This window comes from Algoriphagus lacus (assembly GCF_003583985.1).
Lineage (GTDB): Bacteria > Bacteroidota > Bacteroidia > Cytophagales > Cyclobacteriaceae > Algoriphagus > Algoriphagus lacus.
The window spans coordinates 54,909-71,691 of the sequence record NZ_QXML01000006.1 but is presented as its reverse complement, the minus strand read 5'-3'; the positions used below and the strand labels follow the sequence as shown (position 1 = coordinate 71,691).

General features: G+C 43.9%; 14 protein-coding genes. 10 read left to right on the top strand and 4 right to left on the bottom strand.

All coding sequences use genetic code 11. The features are described from left to right. The first annotated feature begins 7 nt into the window (after positions 1–7). The 3 genes from efp to accC all read left to right on the top strand — a co-directional run bounded on the left by efp (position 8) and on the right by accC (position 2,512). Positions 8–571 carry an elongation factor P gene (gene efp, locus D0X99_RS12740; RefSeq protein ID WP_119478223.1) on the top strand — a complete coding sequence of 188 codons (564 nt, stop codon included), beginning with the start codon at positions 8–10 and terminating at the stop codon, positions 569–571. Between the two features lie 95 nt (positions 572–666). Next, positions 667–1,137: an acetyl-CoA carboxylase biotin carboxyl carrier protein gene (gene accB / locus D0X99_RS12735; protein WP_119478437.1), complete on the top strand. Its 471-nt coding sequence runs from the start codon at positions 667–669 to the stop codon at positions 1,135–1,137. Between the two features lie 25 nt (positions 1,138–1,162). Further along, positions 1,163–2,512, top strand: a complete 1,350-nt coding sequence (accC, locus tag D0X99_RS12730; RefSeq protein ID WP_119478222.1) for an acetyl-CoA carboxylase biotin carboxylase subunit — start codon at positions 1,163–1,165, stop codon at positions 2,510–2,512. Between the two features lie 54 nt (positions 2,513–2,566). Here accC and D0X99_RS12725 read toward each other — a convergent pair whose 3' ends face one another. The 3 genes from D0X99_RS12725 to D0X99_RS12715 all read right to left on the bottom strand — a co-directional run bounded on the left by D0X99_RS12725 (position 2,567) and on the right by D0X99_RS12715 (position 4,171). After that, the gene (locus D0X99_RS12725) at positions 2,567–2,992 is read right to left on the bottom strand and encodes a hypothetical protein (RefSeq protein ID WP_119478221.1); all 426 of its coding nucleotides are present in this window, start codon (positions 2,990–2,992) and stop codon (positions 2,567–2,569) included. 329 nt (positions 2,993–3,321) lie between these two features. After that, complete coding sequence (locus D0X99_RS12720) at positions 3,322–3,705, bottom strand: hypothetical protein (RefSeq protein WP_119478220.1); 384 nt, start codon at positions 3,703–3,705, stop codon at positions 3,322–3,324. 115 nt (positions 3,706–3,820) lie between these two features. Beyond that, positions 3,821–4,171: a hypothetical protein gene (locus D0X99_RS12715; protein WP_147392227.1), complete on the bottom strand. Its 351-nt coding sequence runs from the start codon at positions 4,169–4,171 to the stop codon at positions 3,821–3,823. A gap of 376 nt (positions 4,172–4,547) precedes the next feature. On the opposite strand from D0X99_RS12715, the gene D0X99_RS12710 reads away from it, so the two are divergent. The 4 genes from D0X99_RS12710 to D0X99_RS12695 are packed head-to-tail and all read left to right on the top strand — an operon-like array spanning position 4,548 to position 11,202. Beyond that, positions 4,548–6,857 (top strand): PSD1 and planctomycete cytochrome C domain-containing protein, encoded by a 2,310-nt coding sequence (locus tag D0X99_RS12710; RefSeq protein WP_119478218.1) that lies wholly within the window; start codon positions 4,548–4,550, stop codon positions 6,855–6,857. Position 6,858: 1 nt separating this feature from the next. Beyond that, entirely contained in the window at positions 6,859–8,313 is a 1,455-nt protein-coding gene (locus D0X99_RS12705; protein WP_119478217.1) for a DUF1501 domain-containing protein, read from the top strand. Positions 8,314–8,322: 9 nt separating this feature from the next. Then, positions 8,323–10,437 carry a c-type cytochrome domain-containing protein gene (locus D0X99_RS12700; protein WP_119478216.1) on the top strand — a complete coding sequence of 705 codons (2,115 nt, stop codon included), beginning with the start codon at positions 8,323–8,325 and terminating at the stop codon, positions 10,435–10,437. A gap of 24 nt (positions 10,438–10,461) precedes the next feature. Further along, positions 10,462–11,202: a sugar isomerase domain-containing protein gene (locus D0X99_RS12695; protein ID WP_233553712.1), complete on the top strand. Its 741-nt coding sequence runs from the start codon at positions 10,462–10,464 to the stop codon at positions 11,200–11,202. Here D0X99_RS12695 and D0X99_RS12690 read toward each other — a convergent pair. Beyond that, positions 11,199–13,718, bottom strand: coding sequence for a family 20 glycosylhydrolase (locus D0X99_RS12690; protein WP_119478215.1), 2,520 nt, complete (start codon positions 13,716–13,718; stop codon positions 11,199–11,201). The genes D0X99_RS12695 and D0X99_RS12690 overlap by 4 nt on opposite strands. A gap of 226 nt (positions 13,719–13,944) precedes the next feature. On the opposite strand from D0X99_RS12690, the gene D0X99_RS12685 reads away from it, so the two are divergent. The 3 genes from D0X99_RS12685 to D0X99_RS12675 all read left to right on the top strand — a co-directional run bounded on the left by D0X99_RS12685 (position 13,945) and on the right by D0X99_RS12675 (position 16,733). Beyond that, positions 13,945–15,090: an acyltransferase family protein gene (locus D0X99_RS12685; RefSeq protein ID WP_119478214.1), complete on the top strand. Its 1,146-nt coding sequence runs from the start codon at positions 13,945–13,947 to the stop codon at positions 15,088–15,090. A gap of 82 nt (positions 15,091–15,172) precedes the next feature. After that, complete coding sequence (locus D0X99_RS12680) at positions 15,173–16,165, top strand: endonuclease/exonuclease/phosphatase family protein (protein ID WP_119478213.1); 993 nt, start codon at positions 15,173–15,175, stop codon at positions 16,163–16,165. Positions 16,166–16,199: 34 nt separating this feature from the next. Continuing rightward, positions 16,200–16,733: a DUF5655 domain-containing protein gene (locus D0X99_RS12675; protein WP_317133430.1), complete on the top strand. Its 534-nt coding sequence runs from the start codon at positions 16,200–16,202 to the stop codon at positions 16,731–16,733. Positions 16,734–16,783 lie beyond the last annotated feature (50 nt).

Here is a 16,783-nt window from a genome sequence, read left to right as displayed (position 1 = left end):
CTAAATTATGGCAAGTACTGCAGATTTCAAGAATGGACTTTGTCTGGAAATGAACAACGATATCTATTCGATTGTCGAGTTCCAGCACGTAAAACCAGGAAAAGGAGCAGCATTCGTTCGCACAAAACTGAAAAGCCTCAGATCAGGGAAAACCCTTGACAAGACTTTCAACGCTGGTGAAAAAGTGACCACTGCACGAGTGGAAAAAAGACCCCACCAGTTCCTTTATGCGGATGACATGGGATACAACTTTATGGATACAGAGACATTTGAGCAGATTTCTTTGGAAGAAAGGCTGATCGAAAGACCAAAACTGTTGAAAGACGGTCAAAACGTGGATATTTTAGTTCATGCCGAAACTGAAACTCCCCTTTCCGTGGAATTACCTCCATTTGTAGAATTGATGATTACTTACACAGAGCCAGGTATTAAAGGTGACACTGCAACAAATGCATTGAAACCGGCTACTGTTGAAACCGGCGCAATTGTAATGGTTCCACTCTTTGTGGATCAGGATACGATGATCAAGGTTGATACCCGTGACGGATCGTATTCAGAAAGAGTGAAATAACTATTAATAGCTGCATGATTTGATTAAATTATGCAGCTTTTCTGTTTTTAAACCCAATCAAAATGTCTAAAGACATTGTACAAAAAAAGAACCCTATGAAAGCTAAAGAGATCCAGGAATTGATCGACTACATTTCCAATTCCGGCCTGGCAGAAGTAAAAATCAAGACGGAGGAATTCGAACTTTCCATCAAGAAATATGCTGAGGCTCCACAGATAGTTCATGCTCCTGTAGCCATGGCCGCCCCTGCACCTGCGCCTGTAGCTGCAGCACCTGTTGCCGCTCCTGCCCCAGCTCCCGCGCCTGCAGCCACACCTTCTAATTTGGTCGAAATAAAGTCTCCAATGATCGGAACCTTCTACCTGACTCCCAACCCTGAATCTCCTGCTTTCGTAAGCGAGGGTTCTTCAGTAAAGGCCGGTCAGACCGTTTGCATCATTGAAGCCATGAAGCTTTTCAACGAAATCGAATCAGAAATTTCCGGTAAAATCGTGAAAATCCTGGTTTCCAACGCTTCTCCGGTAGAATACGATCAGCCGTTGTTCCTGGTAGATCCAGCAGGTTGATTTTTTCACTAAACCAAAACAGACCGTGTTTAAAAAAATATTAATTGCAAACCGTGGAGAAATTGCGCTGCGCGTGATCCGAACCTGCAAAGAGATGGGGATCAAAACAGTGGCAGTGTATTCAACCGCGGACAAAGACAGTTTGCACGTACGATTTGCCGATGAGGCAGTTTGCATAGGTCCGGCACCAAGCCGGGAATCTTACCTGAACATCCCACGGATTATTGCCGCTGCGGAAATTACAAATGCAGATGCGATTCATCCAGGTTATGGATTTCTTTCAGAAAACGCTGAGTTTTCCAGAATCTGTGAAGAATATGGTATTAAATTCATCGGTGCTTCTCCGGATATGATCGCCAAAATGGGTGACAAAGCTACTGCGAAAGCAACCATGAAAGCTGCTGGAGTTCCTACCATTCCTGGATCAGAGGGCCTACTTGACTCTATTGAGCAGGGACTCAAAATCGCCAATGAAATGGGCTATCCGGTAATCCTTAAAGCTACTGCCGGTGGTGGTGGTCGGGGAATGCGAATTGTGAAGGAAGACAAAGACTTCAAAAAAGCATGGGATGATGCCAAAATGGAATCCGGTGCAGCTTTTGGAAATGACGGTCTTTACCTTGAAAAATTCGTGGAAGAGCCTCGCCATATCGAAATCCAAATCGTTGGAGACAAGACAGGCAAAGCTTGCCACCTTTCCGAACGGGATTGCTCCATCCAACGAAGACATCAGAAACTGGTAGAAGAAACTCCTTCACCATTTATTACTGAAGAACTCCGTGAAGCAATGGGCAAGGCAGCCATCAAAGGAGCCGAAGCCATCGCTTATGAAGGAGCTGGTACAATTGAATTTTTGGTGGATAAAAACCGAAACTTCTACTTCATGGAGATGAACACACGAATTCAGGTGGAGCATCCGATTACAGAAGAAGTGACCGACTTTGACTTGATCAAGGAACAAATTAAAGTAGCCGCCGGTGAGACCATTTCAGGGAGAAATTACTTCCCTAAGCTTTATGCTATGGAATGCCGTATCAATGCCGAAGACCCGGCTAATGGATTCCGTCCAAGCCCAGGAAAAATCCTGAATCTTCATATTCCAGGAGGTCGCGGAGTCAGAGTGGATTCTCACGTTTATGCAGGCTATGTCATTCCTCCAAACTATGACTCCATGATTGCCAAGCTGATTGTCAGCGGTCAATCCAGAGAGGAAGTTATTGTTAGAATGAAGAGGGCCCTGGAAGAATTTGTGATTGATGGCATTAAAACCACCATTCCTTTCCACATCGCCTTATTGGAGAACGAACAGTTCAGAGAAGGAAACTTCACTACGAAGTTTTTGGAAACCTTCGATTTTTCAGTGATCAAAGGGTAGTCAGAAGATTAAATCATACCAAAAAAGCCACTCGCAAGGGTGGCTTTTTTGATTTTACCAATATGCCTCTGCGGTAGCGGCATAAATCCCAATAATTATTCCCAAGGCACCAAATATTACAATAGGAACCGTAGCCGCCGGGCTGACTCGCCTTACATTAAGATTTTCTATATCAGAAATAGGAATCTCAACTTTCTCCTTAGGAATTAAAATCTTGTCATCAATCTTTGATGCAATTCCGCTTAAACTGCCTCCTACAATTTCGGTAAAAGTAAGTTTGAACTCTTTGCCAGTTAGGGTTTTGACAATCACCAAATCTCCCTCGATCAGTTTACCCAAAGAACTTTCATCAAAAGGTCCAGCTTTGGCTTCTCTTGAGACTTTTGGACTAAGATTCTCTACATCCCTGTAAACCTTACAGGAAAATCCAAGGGAAAGCAAAACCATGATTAAAACCATCCTAACAGCTTCAATTTTCATAATCTTTTCTTTTCCAGAAAGCTAGTTTCTTCCCTTCGTGATGGAAAAGAAATGGGAAATCGGTTTTACGGAACTTTGCCAATCCTTTAAATTATTTTGGCAGGAATCAATTACTGAAAAAACAAAGGCGTTTTTAGTGCAAAACTCCAACTTGTCGAACCGGGAAAATGGTTTTTCCGTGATTAAAGGGTAATCAGAAAATTAAGTCATAACAAAAAAGCCACTCGCAAGGGTGGCTTTTTTTTGGTAAACACAACGTGTCAATCCAATAATTCTTAATAGAATAGGCATTAATCCATTGAAGGGCTCTAGTTAAAAAAGAGCGGAACCTAAAAAGTCATTCCAGCTCCGCCACTCAAAAGGATGATTGCAAGGATTGTGGCCACGGGAATGTAAATAGCCACTGCGGTTAAGGCTGGACTTTTTCGATAGACTTCCAGTTTTTCAATGCTGCTAATTTCAATATCAAAGGGTTCCGGAGTTTCAAGTTTCTTCTCCCCTGATTCAGACAACACTCCTGTGATTTTCCCTTCCTCAACTTTGGTAAACTGCAAATGATAACTGACTCCATTTGTTGAGACTATCCGGATTTTGTCGCCTTCCACTAGCTTTTCTAGCGTGCTTTGCTTAAATGATTCCCCCGCTTCTCGGACAGTTTTTGGTTGAATGTTCTCAAGGTTTCTATAGGATTTACACCCACTAAAAATAAGCATAATAGAGACCACGAAGAATAATTTCGCAAGGAGAAAATTACAACCCTTATTCATTTATTGATAATAAAGTTTATTTCATTTTAAATGGTATAAAACCTTTTAACAATCCCAATTCTCATAAAGCATTTGACAAAGAAGCGCCCAAAATCACTAAAAATAGGGCACCCCCAACTAGTACAGGCAAGAAAATCGTTAGGGGAGTATTTATTCTTTTAACTTCAACATTCGCTATTTCTGAAATGGGAATTTCTACAATAACCGGTGAGTCGATTTCTTTCAGGTTAAAACTCCAAGCTTCTCCCACTAAAATTGGCCCATCCTTCATTTGCCTGAAATCCATGAAGTATTGATCCCCTTTTTTGGTCTGAATAATTAGTTCATCTCCTGGGTTAAGCTTGGAAAAATCACTGATCGCCAATTCTCCATAATTGGCTTCACCAGAATATCGAGGTTTTACATCTTCCAAGTTTTGATAGGTCTTACAACAGATCAGAAAAAGTACCCCTAGAAAGAAAAGCGAACTCAAATAAAAGCTGATTTTCATACTTCTATCAATTTCAGGAACCCTCTGAAAATACTAAAAATACCTTCCAATTTCAATACCTGACAAAATAGAACGACTCAGTTTTTCATTTTTCTAAGTCAAAAGATCCTTTTTGATTCGTGAAAAAACGTCTGTTTCATTTTGATCTCACCTGTAATTCTATTTCCTAGGGAAAGGGCCGTGATTAGTAGTATGATCCTATTCTAGAAAGTTTAGATTTTGCTTTTTTAATAAAAAGTCAGGACATCTTTTCTAAAATTTTCTTATAACTTATGAACATTAATTTCTTCCTGCCCAAATGACTCAATTAAAATCCTTTCGCCTATTATGGATTCTGATTCCTGCGGTTTTCAGTTGGAATTGCTCCCAAAAAAGTGATAATTCGCTTGAACTGGAAGGAACAGACCAAATCAGCTACAATTTCCATATCCGTCCTATCCTTTCTGACAAATGCTTTGCCTGTCATGGACCTGACGCCAATAAACGTGAAGCAGATTTGCGTTTGGATACAGAGGAGGGAGCCTTTAAAGCTCTGAAAGAAAGTCCCGGAAAGTTTGCTTTGGTGGCAGGGAAGCCAGAACAATCTGAAGTCTATCATAGGATTCTTTCCACCGACCCAGCAGAACAAATGCCTCCTCCGGAGTCCAATCTGGCTTTGACACCGGATGAAATTGAATTGATCAAACGTTGGATCGAACAAGGAGCTAAGTACGAACCGCATTGGGCTTTCTTGAAAGTGGAAAAACCGGCTGTCCCCAACTCCGACTGGGGTATAAACGAAATCGATGCGTTTACCTACCGGAAAATGGTTTCCAAAAACTTGGAGCCCAATCCGGAAGCCAAATCTCACGAGTTGATCAAGAGGGCAAGCCTCGACTTGACTGGACTTCCTCCGTCACCTGAAATCCTGGACAAATACAGAGGTTTTTCAGGAGAAAACACCTATGAAAAACTTCTGGACGAATTACTAACCCAACCGTCTTTCGGTGAAAAGCTGGCTGTTCTTTGGCTTGACATTTCACGCTATGCCGATAGCTACGGCTATCAGGATGACGAATACCGTTCTCAATGGCCCTATCGGGATTGGGTAATTCATGCGTTTAATAAAAATCTACCATACGACCAGTTTCTCACTTGGCAACTTGCCGGGGATTTGCTTCCCAATGCTACCAAGGAGCAAATTCTAGCTACTGCTTTTAACCGAAACCATAAATACACTGAAGAAGGAGGAATCATCGAAGAGGAATACCGAATTGAATATGTTTTGGATAAAACGAACACATTCAGCAAAGGTATTTTGGGTATCACCATGGAATGTGCACAATGCCACGACCACAAGTATGATCCGTTTTCCCAAAAAGAATACTATGAGCTTTTCGCCTTTTTCAACAACTCAAAGGAAAAAGGTTTTGAAGGTGATGTAAGTCAGTCTAAACCGGCAAAAACACCCATCCTGTGGATCGAGAGAAATGATCTGGATGGAATTATGAGCTTTATCAATCACCCTGATACGACCAAACTCAGCGTTTCGGTGATGGGAGAAAATGACGAGAAAAGAACAACTTATATCCTGGACCGTGGCGTGTACGATGCCCCTACTGTACCTGTGGATGCATCTACACCTAAATCCATATTGGAGTTTCCTGAAAATACCGAGAAAAACAGGCTTGGTTTGGCCAAATGGGCCACTGACAGGAATAATCCACTGACCAGCCGAGTTTTTGTTAACCTGATCTGGCAGGAAATCTTTGGAAAAGGGATTGTCAAATCGGCAGGTGATTTTGGCATGCAGGGCGATCTACCAACCCATCCAGAACTGCTCAATTGGCTGGCAGCGGATTTCATGGATAATGGTTGGGACATTAAGCGACTGATCAAGCAGATTATGCTGTCGGCAACCTATCGTCAATCCGCAGCAATCACAAAAGACCACTTGGCCATTGATCCGGACAATCAGTACTTGGCGCGGGCACCACGGCTGAGGCTTCCGGCCGAGCACATTCAGGATTTGGTGCTTGCCAGTAGCGGTCTCCTTCATGGCGAAATTGGTGGCCCGAGCGTGAAGCCTTATCAGCCATCCGGACTTTGGGAAGCAGCTACTTCCGGTAGAGGAACTTTGGCGACTTATGTTCAGGATTCAGGAAATAAACTTTATCGAAGGGGAATTTACAATTTCATCAAACTGACAGTACCTCCTCCCAAGGCGATCATTTTTGACTCGAGCAATCGGGACCGATGCGAAATCGGACGCAACCGCACCAACACTCCTCTTCAGGCTTTGGTGATGATGAATGATCCGTTGGTATTGGAAGCTTCTAGAGTTTTGGCTACCAAGCTTTCAGAAAGTCATCCCAATGAAGAGGAAGCTATCGACGAAGCGTTCAAGCGAATAGTCTGCAGGGAAATGAAACCGGAAGAAAAGGACCTTCTGCTGGACTATTACCAAGCACAATTGGAGGAGTTCAAGTCAAATCCTGAAAATGCCAAAAAAGCCTTGGATGTAGGCGAATACCCCATGAATGAAAAAGCAATCACTCCGGCCACGGCAGCTTTGATGCAGGTGATTGTGAGTTTGTATAACCTGGAAGAAACAATAACCAAAAGCTGAGATGGAAAAGGAAATTTTAGAACAGGGACTTAACCACAACAGAAGGAAATTTCTTTCACGGCTTAGCCTTGGAATTGGAAGCGTTGCCCTCGGATCACTCTTGATTCCTGACCTTTTCACCGGAAAGCAGGAAGCTGAAGACGGATTGATGCGGGCGTTGCCCCATTTTGCGCCCAAAGCAAAACGGATCATCTACCTCTTCCAAAATGGGGCACCTTCCCAATTGGAAACCTTTGATTACAAACCCCTTTTGAATAAAAACTTTGGACAGGAACTTCCCGATTCCATTCGGGCAGGTCAGAGACTGACTGGTATGACAGCGGGACAGAGCTCCTTTCCCTTGGTTGGTTCGTATTTTCCCTTCAATCAGTATGGCGAAAGCCGTGCCTGGATATCCTCTCTTTTCCCACACATTTCCAGCGTGGTGGATGATCTGTTGATCGTCAAATCCATGCATACGGAGGCCATCAACCATGATCCGGCCTTAACCTTTTTCCAGACTGGTGCACAGGTCGGCAACCGACCCAGCATGGGCTCTTGGCTTAGTTATGGTCTGGGCAGTGAAAATGCCAATCTACCCGCCTTCTGCGTACTGTTAAGTCGTGGAAAAGGAAACGGGCAAGGTGTTTATTCCAAACTTTGGAGCAATGGATTCCTTGATGCCACCCACCAGGGAGTACAGTTTTCCAATTCGGAAGATCCGGTGCTTTACTTGTCCGACCCGAATGGAATGAGCAGGGAACAGCGTCGCAAAATGATCGATCAAATCGCAGCGATGAATGAATTGAATTATCAGGAATTCAATGATCCTCAGATTACCGCAAAAGTGCAGCAATACGAAATGGCATATCGGATGCAAACGGCAGTTCCGGAAATCACAGACACGTCCAAAGAACCTGACAGTGTGGTCAAACTCTACGGTCCGGATTGCCTGGTTCCGGGAACCTACGCCGCGAACTGTTTGCTGGCTCGAAAACTTTCCGAAAACGGAGTACGATTCGTTCAACTTTACCATCAAGGTTGGGATGCACATGGAGATCTCCCTAATCAAATGATCGGGCAAGCAAAGGATGTAGATCAGGCTACGGCTGGATTGATCACTGACTTGAAGCAAAGGGGTTTATTAGATGAGACTCTGATCATTTGGGGAGGGGAATTTGGCCGAACTAATTATTGCCAGGGGAAAATTTTACCGGATAATTACGGAAGGGATCACCATCCAAGAGCCTTTTCAATTTTCATGGCCGGAGGTGGGGTGAAATCAGGTATGGTCTATGGCGAAACGGATGATTTTGGATACAACATCACTGAGAATCCAGTCCATGTGCACGATTTCCAGGCTACGGTAATGCATCTTATGGGAATTGACCACGAAAAACTTACCTACAAACACCTTGGGCGAAGGTATCGCCTCACCGATGTGCATGGTAAAGTAGTAAAAGACCTGATCGCTTAATTCCCTCGTATGCCCAAAGTATCCCGGATTATTCCGATCCTTGAAAATTCCCTGTTTTTCTGGTTGGGACTGGCATTGGTGCTAAGTCTCGCTGGTGATCGTTTGGAGATTCCATCCCTTATTCAGGTGGTGGGAAGAACTCATCCTCTTTTTCTCCATTTCCCTATTGTCCTGCTGCTGATGGCAGTGGGATTACTTTGGGTTGCTGACAAAAAACTTCAAAGTGCCGGAGCCCAACTTTTGCTTTTTGGAGCCCATCTGACAGGTATAACCGTAGTTGCTGGGCTGATTTTGGCTAGGGAGGATTATGAAGGAGACGCTTTGATTTGGCACCAATGGCTCGGTGTGGCGTCTTTAGGTTTGGCTGTGCTGATTTATTTCTATCGAGAAAAATCAGCAGGATTCCTCCGTATTTCCACCTCTGGACTGGCACTAGCCATTATTTTGACAGGGCATTTTGGAGCGAATCTGACTCATGGGGAAAACTTTCTATTGGCCCCAGTTCAGGAAACTCAAGTCGAAGTGGTGGCTTTGGAAGATGCGGAAGTTTTCCAGCATTTGGTTCAGCCGATTTTGGAGGCAAAATGCATCGCTTGCCACAAAGAAGGAAAAGTGAAAGGTGAGCTTCGCATGGATCATTTGGCGGGGCTGCAAAAAGGTGGAAAAAACGGCCCATTTGTAATTCCTGGCGACCTGGAAAAGTCTCTCCTTATTCAGAGGATCAATCTTCCTCTTGAAGCAAAAGAACATATGCCTCCCAAAAACAAGGCGCAATTGACAGAGGAAGAACTGGAAATCCTTCAGCTTTGGGTAGCATCCGGGAGTTCTTTTGATCAGAAAGTAGCCGAATTGAAAAGTGATGAACCGCTTTTTCAACTTGCGTCAAATAAGTTTTCGAACCAAAAAAACTACACTTTCGACCCTGCATCAGATTCAGACATCAAAGGGTTGAACAATTTTTTCAGAAAAGTGAATCCGGTATATCCAGGTTCTCCGGCTTTGGAAATTGCTTACTACGGAACCTCAGCTTTTGATCCTTTTTCCCTCAAGGATCTCAAAAAAGTAAGTGAGCAGGTTGTCAAAATCAACCTAAACCGAATGCCTCTATCCTCAGTGGATTTAAGTTTCCTTGGTGATTTCCCCAATCTGGAGGAACTGCAAATGAACTTTACCGGAATTACAGCCACTCAGATTTCCAATTTAGAAGGACTCAAAAATCTCCGAAATCTTGCCTTGGCAGGTAATGAATTGGGATCGGAATCCGTCACTGCGCTTTCAGGCCTAAAGCAACTCAAAAAGCTATTCCTATGGAATTCAGGACTGGAAGATGCCTCCAAAGAAAGTCTTCGAAAAGCATTGCCAACCACACGAATCGACTTTGGATTTGACGGAAAAGGAATCATCTATGCCCTCAATCCGCCCAAGATTGAATTTGAAAAAGTGCTCTTCCAAGATTCCATGGAACTGGTGCTCTCCCACCCGATCCGAACAGCAGAAATCAGGTATTCTCTGGATGGAACAGAACCCGACAGTTTAAACAGTCTCGTTTATTCCGGCCCCATTTGGATCAAAAAAACAGCCCAAATCCGGGCAAAGGCTTTTGCCAAAGACTGGATGGGAAGTCCAACAACGTCAAACTTGTTATTTAGGGAAGGGATGAAACCTCAATCGTACAAACTAGCCTTTGATCCAAATACCCGATACACTGCCAAAGGAGCCACCTCTTTGTTTGATGGAGTGAAGGGAAAAACCAACCATACTTCGGGTGATTGGCTTGGATTTAAAGATTCGCCGATGGAAATCGAGATTTTTTTGGAAAAAAATTCATCACCAAAAGAGCTTAGTCTGAGCATTCTGCTAAACGAAGGCGCCTACATATTTCCTCCGGAGTCAGTTGAAATCTGGACAGGAAATCAACAAGGCTGGCAAAAACTTCCTGAAACACCTTCCACCCAATCCACTAAAATTGAAGAAGTTAGATTTGGAGTTTTGTCCTATCCACTGCCTGAAACAGCTTTTGAAAAGATAAAAATACGGGTGAAACCTATCTCCAAACTGCCTAAATGGCATCCGGGAGCTGGGGACAAGGGTTGGATTTTTGTGGACGAAATTGTGTTAAATTAGAATTCCACCCAGCCTAACCTTTACATGAGCATTGAACTATACAAGCGCTACCGGGAAGCCGTGTTTGAAAAACTTCAACGGGCTTTCCGGCAAGAAAAAGAAATCTGTATTGCTGCAAAATGGATTGCCAATACAATCACAAACCAAGGTTGGATTTACACCAGTGGCACAGGTCACTCCCATATGCTTTCGGAGGAAATTTTTTATCGGGCTGGAGGTTTTGCCAGAGTCATCCCAATCCTTGATCCTGATTTAATGCTTCACAAGGACGCTTCAGGAAGTACTGAAGTGGAACGAAGAGAGGGCTATGCTAAAAAACTTTTCAAACCTTACAATTTGAGTAGCAAAGACGTTTTCATCATTTCTTCCAACTCGGGACGAAATGCCGTCAGCATCGAAATGGCTCAGCTTGCTCAAGAAAAAGGTGCAAAAGTTATCGTAATAACAAATTATAATCATACCAAGCAAGTGGAATCCCGGCATTCCTCCGGACTGAAACTGTTCCAGGTATCCGATATTTTTCTGGACACCTTTGGGGAAATCGGCGACGCAGCTATTGAAATCGAAGGGTTACGAACCAAGGTCGGGGCAACCTCCACAGTAGTCGGTGCAGCACTATTGAACGCGATCATGGTTGAGGCAGCTGCTATTTGCATGAAAAATGGAATTGAACCAGAAGTTTTCAACAGTTCCAATTCTGATGAAGGTGAACAATACAATGAGGCCTTGATAAAAAAATACAAATCCGAGGTAAAGATTCTCTAATCCAATTCAAGAACAGGTCCTGCTAAACCGGATGGACTAAATACCCGGAACCTCTCCCCTCCCTTTTTCGAGATTGGAGCAGTGTAAACCGGTGAAGTTTCCAGAGGCTCTGAGCCATCCACCGTATATCGGATGATTAATCCGGGCGTTTGAACATTCACATAGATCAATCCTTCTTTGACTATCACTCCTGGTTTGGGAATCCGGTGATTGAATCCCCCGAACATCTTTTCCAATCGGGGGATTTCTTTTTGCCCCACCGCATTTGCAAATCGATTCCACTCCTGGAGTCGCTTTCTCTTCATTTCAGATTCGGAAGTGGCAGTTGACCAAGCTGGATCACCTTCCCAAGCTCGCTCGATGTAGCCCAACATTTTGGGAAAAAGGTAATACTCGAGCATATCAGGACCCTTCACTGTCTCTGTCCATATCTGTCCCGAAACCCCAATAATGTTCTTTTTACCTTCCGCTGTGAGTTCAGTGAAGCTCTTTCGGACTTCTTCCCAATTCCATTTCTTACCCTCGATGGTCTGGTCATGGGAAAGGTAAAGTTTGCCCGGTACCGTCTTCCAGGACTGGTACATATCCGTTACTCCACTCCAGGTATGACCTCGCTCGTCAGGATCCCAATCGTAAGCCAGATCAAAGTAAAAATTGGCACTGGAACAAATCACCACCGGGTAGCCTGCATTGGCCAGTTTGTAGGCCATGTCCTCTCCTCCCCAGCCTGCCACGGCATTCCAGGCATACAATCTCCAGGTTTGATCCGCAAACTTAGGATTGGGCACTACTGAATTCCCTTCATGAGTCTGACCAATTTCCTCCCAACCACCCATTTCAAGGCCATTTTTCTTCAAAATTGCCGCAGCACGGCTTCGGAAATAATCATTCAAATCTTCCAACTTGAGTTCCGAATTTTTAGCCAAAAAATCCTTGCAAATCGGTGATTCAGTCCAAACTCCCCTAGGCACTTCATCCCCTCCGGTATGCCAGTTTTTCAACTCCACACCTGCTGATTGGTACATTGCCTTCACTTCAGTCACCAACTTTTCATAAAAAGCATATGTGGATTCCTGGCAGACGCAGACCGTATTCCCTTTGAAATTTTGAGCAGAAAGGTATCGGCTTTGGTCATCAGGATCGGCCAACCGGTACTGAAGGGCCTCAGCATTTTTGCCGGCTTTCAACAGATTTTCATACCGCAGTTCCATGGCCCGGATAGCTGCACGGGAATGCGCTGGTACTCCCAATTCCGGAATCACTTCAATATTTCGGACTTTTGCATAAGCCAGAATTTCCTGAAAATCCTTTACCGAATAAAATCCGCTGCCAGAATTACTTTTAACTGGGTCCGCTCCCGATCCGTAGTACGGCCAAAGGAAATCCCCTTCATCCGTTGAGAATCCCCGACGACCTCCAAAATCAGTCAATTCGGGCAATCCTGGAATTTCAAGCCTCCAGCCTTCATCATTTGCCAGATTGAAATGAAAGACATTGAGTTTGTAAAAAGCCATCAAGTCAAGCATCTTCAAAATCTGGGACTTAGGCTGGAAATTTCGGGCAACGTCCAGGAAAAATCCGCGGTAACCATAGGCGGGGAAATCTTCAATTTCCACCTGAGGCAAAATTATTTCCTCACTTGGTCCAACCCAAAAATCAGCTTGCATCATGGCCAAAAATGACTGGACACCATAAAAAGCTCCACTGGTTGAAGCAGCCGAAATCATCACCTTACGGTCAGAAATACTGATCCGGTATCCTTCCTCCGGTAAATCCTCCACCTTGACAATCCGGATTTGAACCGGGGGTTCGCCTGGAATTACCTTGGGCTTGTATCCATTTCGGATGGCTGAGAGCAGAAATTTGGAAGCTTCCGCGAATTCCGGAACACCAACAACTGCTAAACCTGCATTTTTAATCTTCAGCTTCTCCCCGGTGTATTTCCAGGATTTGGGACTGGGAAGAAATGGAGGCAGGTCTTTTTCAGGAAGTAAGCTCAACCCTTCATTTCGAGCATAAATCCGCTCTGCAGTAGGAATTGGCAATGGGGTATCGGCTGCCATTTCCGCCAATTTGTCGGAGCTTATGGACTGAACTTGGTATTCCTTTATTTCAAGATGACTTCCATCCGCTTTTAAGAGAATCAAACCCTCTGGAGCATAGGAATTTTTCAGGTAAGGCCCACGGGATTGATACTCAATCCGAATTTCACCACTCGCTGGGATTGCCGGAGTTTTACTCTTGCCTTCAACCAAAAAAAAATCGCCCTGAAGATGTTTTAGCTCCAAATTGGGATTCTTGACTTCCGTATTGACTGAAATAAAAATCGTATTGAAGTACAGTTTCCAACCGGCATCAAGCACCTGACCGGAGTTGTTTTTCAGCACAAGTTCAGCTCTGTGATAAGCAGGCTCCGTGAATTTATTCTCCAGAAGTTGCCAAGAGGCGGAAACCTGAGCACTGGAAAACGAAAAAACAAATAAAACCAAGGTTAGGGCAATACACAGCGACTTCATAATTATCCGGGCAAAATCGGTTGAAAATCAAAAATTCAATCGATTCTTAAGTTAGAACTGTAGCGGGAAAGAATAGCATTTTTTGAAAGAGTTTTGAACTGGATTTTTTTCAGTCGTTCAACTTATCCTTTTCTCCTGAATCAACACACCTATTAAATTACTTCCTCCCTGATTTTTTCAAGGAAAATTTTAACTTGAAATTTCTTTACCACCCAAACTTCTATCTATGTCAATTGACCACCAAGCCAAAGTTCTGAGCAACCGTTACCTTGCCCTGGATGTACTCCGGGGGATGACGATTGCTTTTATGATTATTGTTAATACTCCGGGAAGCTGGAGTGATTTATACGCACCTCTTGCCCATGCGGACTGGCATGGATTTACTCCCACCGACCTCGTGTTTCCAACCTTCCTTTTTGTTGTGGGAAATGCCATGAGCTTTGCGCTGAAAAAACTCAATGAAATGAGTTCTGCAGCTTTTTACAAAAAAGTTTTCAAACGAGCCGCTTTAATTTTTGTAATCGGTTGGTTACTTAACGCCTTTCCATTCTTTGACTACAATGAAGCTGGAGAAATTGTAGCCATCAAACTCAGCGAAGTTCGTTTGGTTGGGGTATTGCAGCGGATTGCCTTAGCCTATTTATTGGCGGCTTTGGTAGTTTACTGGACCGGAGAGCGGGGAGCTTGGATTGTTGGAATCGCTTCTTTGCTCGTCTATTGGCCAATCATGTACTTCTTTGGCGACGCTGGAGATCCTTACAGTTTGACCGGCAATGCCCAAATCAAACTTGATCTGATCCTTATTGGTGAAAAACGAATGTACATGGGAGAAGGTATTCCATTCGATCCGGAGGGTATTTTGAGCACTCTCACCTCGATGGTCAATGTCCTTGCAGGGTTTATCGTGGGTAAATTCATCCAGAAAAAAGGGAATACCACTGGTACTGTACAAACCCTGGTAATTTCCGGAGTAGTTTTGATTGCATTAGCCTACCTCTGGGATTTAGGATTCCCGATCAATAAGAAAATCTGGACAAGCTCGTATGTCTTAGTCACTGTTGGTTGGGATTTAGTGTTATTGGCAGGATTAATTTTCCTGGTTGAGGTGCAAAAAATGACCCGCTGGACCTATTTCTTCCAGGCATTTGGCAGAAATCCTCTGATCCTCTACGTATGTTCCGGTGTGGTGATTTCCATTTTCTCCATGATTCCTGTCGGAGAAACCAGTTTACAGGGAGCTATTTACAGCAATCTCTTTACCAGCTGGCTCGGTCCGAAAAACGCTTCATTTCTTTTTGCAATCGCATACATGCTTTTGATCTGGTTGATCGGACTTTGGATGGATAAGAAGAAAATTTACATCAAGGTCTAATAAAATACTTTCTATCTTATTATCAGGCTTTTAAAGCAAAATGGTAACTTCCTTTACTGTTTTACTTTAAAGGCCTTTTTTTATGAAACTACGAATCGGTGTTTACAATGTAGAGTGGATGCGGGATCTTTTCGAGCCGGATGGATCTCCAAAAACTACCGGAAAAGATGCTTTTCGAAGCCGGCAATTGGCGGACATTATTCAGGCGATGGGGGTGGATTTCCTCGGGATTGTCGAAGGGCCAGACACCCTGGTCAATGGGTCTAAAACCACTTCCGGCCAACTCATTGCCTGGGCTAATTTATTTATGCCCGGTCACACATTTTCAGCAGTTCACGGCTATCCCTCCTCCGGCCAGCAGGAATTAGGAGCCCTTTTCGACTACAGCAAGATCAAGGTACTCTTTACCCCAGAGACAAAGGACGGGGAGCGCTTCAATCAGCCTTTCCTGATGGATACGACCAACCGGATGATCAAGGAGCAATACATCCACTTTCGACCACCTTTGGAGTTGAGCATTCTGGGTTTGGATGACACCTTATTGACCAGGGTGATTATCGCCCATACCAAGTCAAAAGGAATCTTTGACAAAGTGGATTACGCCCGCTTTGAGCAAATTTCCCAGCGTGATAGGTTAAAATTGTTTGGTGAGTGTATGCATATCCGGGAGCGATGTGATCAATACCTTGCCAAAGGCCAGCAAGTCATTGTGATGGGAGATATCAATGATGGATTTGAGCTTGATTTTTATGAGAACAGGTTTTCCAAAAGTGCTGTGGAGATCCTACTTGGCGATGCATGGCAGCCTGCTTGGATTCTGAAATCGGTCATTCCAAAACCCAAACTCAACCCCAACGGCTGGACACCATATTCAGGCAGATTTAAGGACAGGATTACAGGAGATCAATTTACCGTCCTCATTGATCACATCCTGGTGAGTTTGGGTATCAATGTAATCAAAGGCCAAGTTTGGAATCCTTATTTGGAAAAAACTGATCCAGTAATCCAAAGCCTGAAAGACCAACTCATCCAGGCCTCCGACCATTTTCCGATTCTTACAGAAATAGAAATCTAAAACCCAAAAACCGATGGATGCAGGTACCCAAACCATGATCGATAACCTCCACAAAAACACCGGAAAAACGCTGGAGGATTGGATAGGAATTGTTGCTAAAGAGAACCTTCAAAAGCACGGAGATATCCTCAAATTCCTCAAAGAAAATCACGGCTTCTCACACGGTTTTGCCAATCTGGTCGCTCACAAAGCCTTAAAAACAGATGCTGGTTCTGCTGAAAATCAAGACGACTTGGTCAAAAAACAATACCAAGGCAAGGAGCACTTTTGGCCCATTTACCTGCAATTGATTGGAGAAATCGAAGGTTTTGGAAATGACATTGAGTTTGCACCAAAAAATTCCTATGTCAGCGTGAGACGGAAAAAACAATTTGCCATGCTCACACCTGCGACCAAAACCCGGTTTGAAATCGGCGTCAATTTAAAAGGTAAAGCCGCTCAGGGAATCCTTGAGGCGGACACCAAACCCAATGCTATGTGCAGCCACAAGATCAGTGTTACCCACGAATCCGAACTTACCGATGAGGTCATTTCCTGGCTTAGAAATGCTTATGAAGCTGCTGGCTGAAATACATCATTCCCTTTAAATGAAATAAGGCCAACTCATCCCAAACTTGA

Coding starts and splice junctions, on each gene's coding strand:
- efp (WP_119478223.1), top strand. CDS start 8: ATGGCAAGTACTGCAGATTTCAAGAATGGACTTTGTCTGGAAATGAAC.
- accB (WP_119478437.1), top strand. CDS start 667: ATGAAAGCTAAAGAGATCCAGGAATTGATCGACTACATTTCCAATTCC.
- D0X99_RS12725 (WP_119478221.1), bottom strand. CDS start 2,992: ATGAAAATTGAAGCTGTTAGGATGGTTTTAATCATGGTTTTGCTTTCC.
- D0X99_RS12720 (WP_119478220.1), bottom strand. CDS start 3,705: ATGCTTATTTTTAGTGGGTGTAAATCCTATAGAAACCTTGAGAACATT.
- D0X99_RS12710 (WP_119478218.1), top strand. CDS start 4,548: ATGACTCAATTAAAATCCTTTCGCCTATTATGGATTCTGATTCCTGCG.
- D0X99_RS12705 (WP_119478217.1), top strand. CDS start 6,859: ATGGAAAAGGAAATTTTAGAACAGGGACTTAACCACAACAGAAGGAAA.
- D0X99_RS12700 (WP_119478216.1), top strand. CDS start 8,323: ATGCCCAAAGTATCCCGGATTATTCCGATCCTTGAAAATTCCCTGTTT.
- D0X99_RS12695 (WP_233553712.1), top strand. CDS start 10,462: ATGAGCATTGAACTATACAAGCGCTACCGGGAAGCCGTGTTTGAAAAA.
- D0X99_RS12690 (WP_119478215.1), bottom strand. CDS start 13,718: ATGAAGTCGCTGTGTATTGCCCTAACCTTGGTTTTATTTGTTTTTTCG.
- D0X99_RS12685 (WP_119478214.1), top strand. CDS start 13,945: ATGTCAATTGACCACCAAGCCAAAGTTCTGAGCAACCGTTACCTTGCC.
- D0X99_RS12680 (WP_119478213.1), top strand. CDS start 15,173: ATGAAACTACGAATCGGTGTTTACAATGTAGAGTGGATGCGGGATCTT.
- D0X99_RS12675 (WP_317133430.1), top strand. CDS start 16,200: ATGATCGATAACCTCCACAAAAACACCGGAAAAACGCTGGAGGATTGG.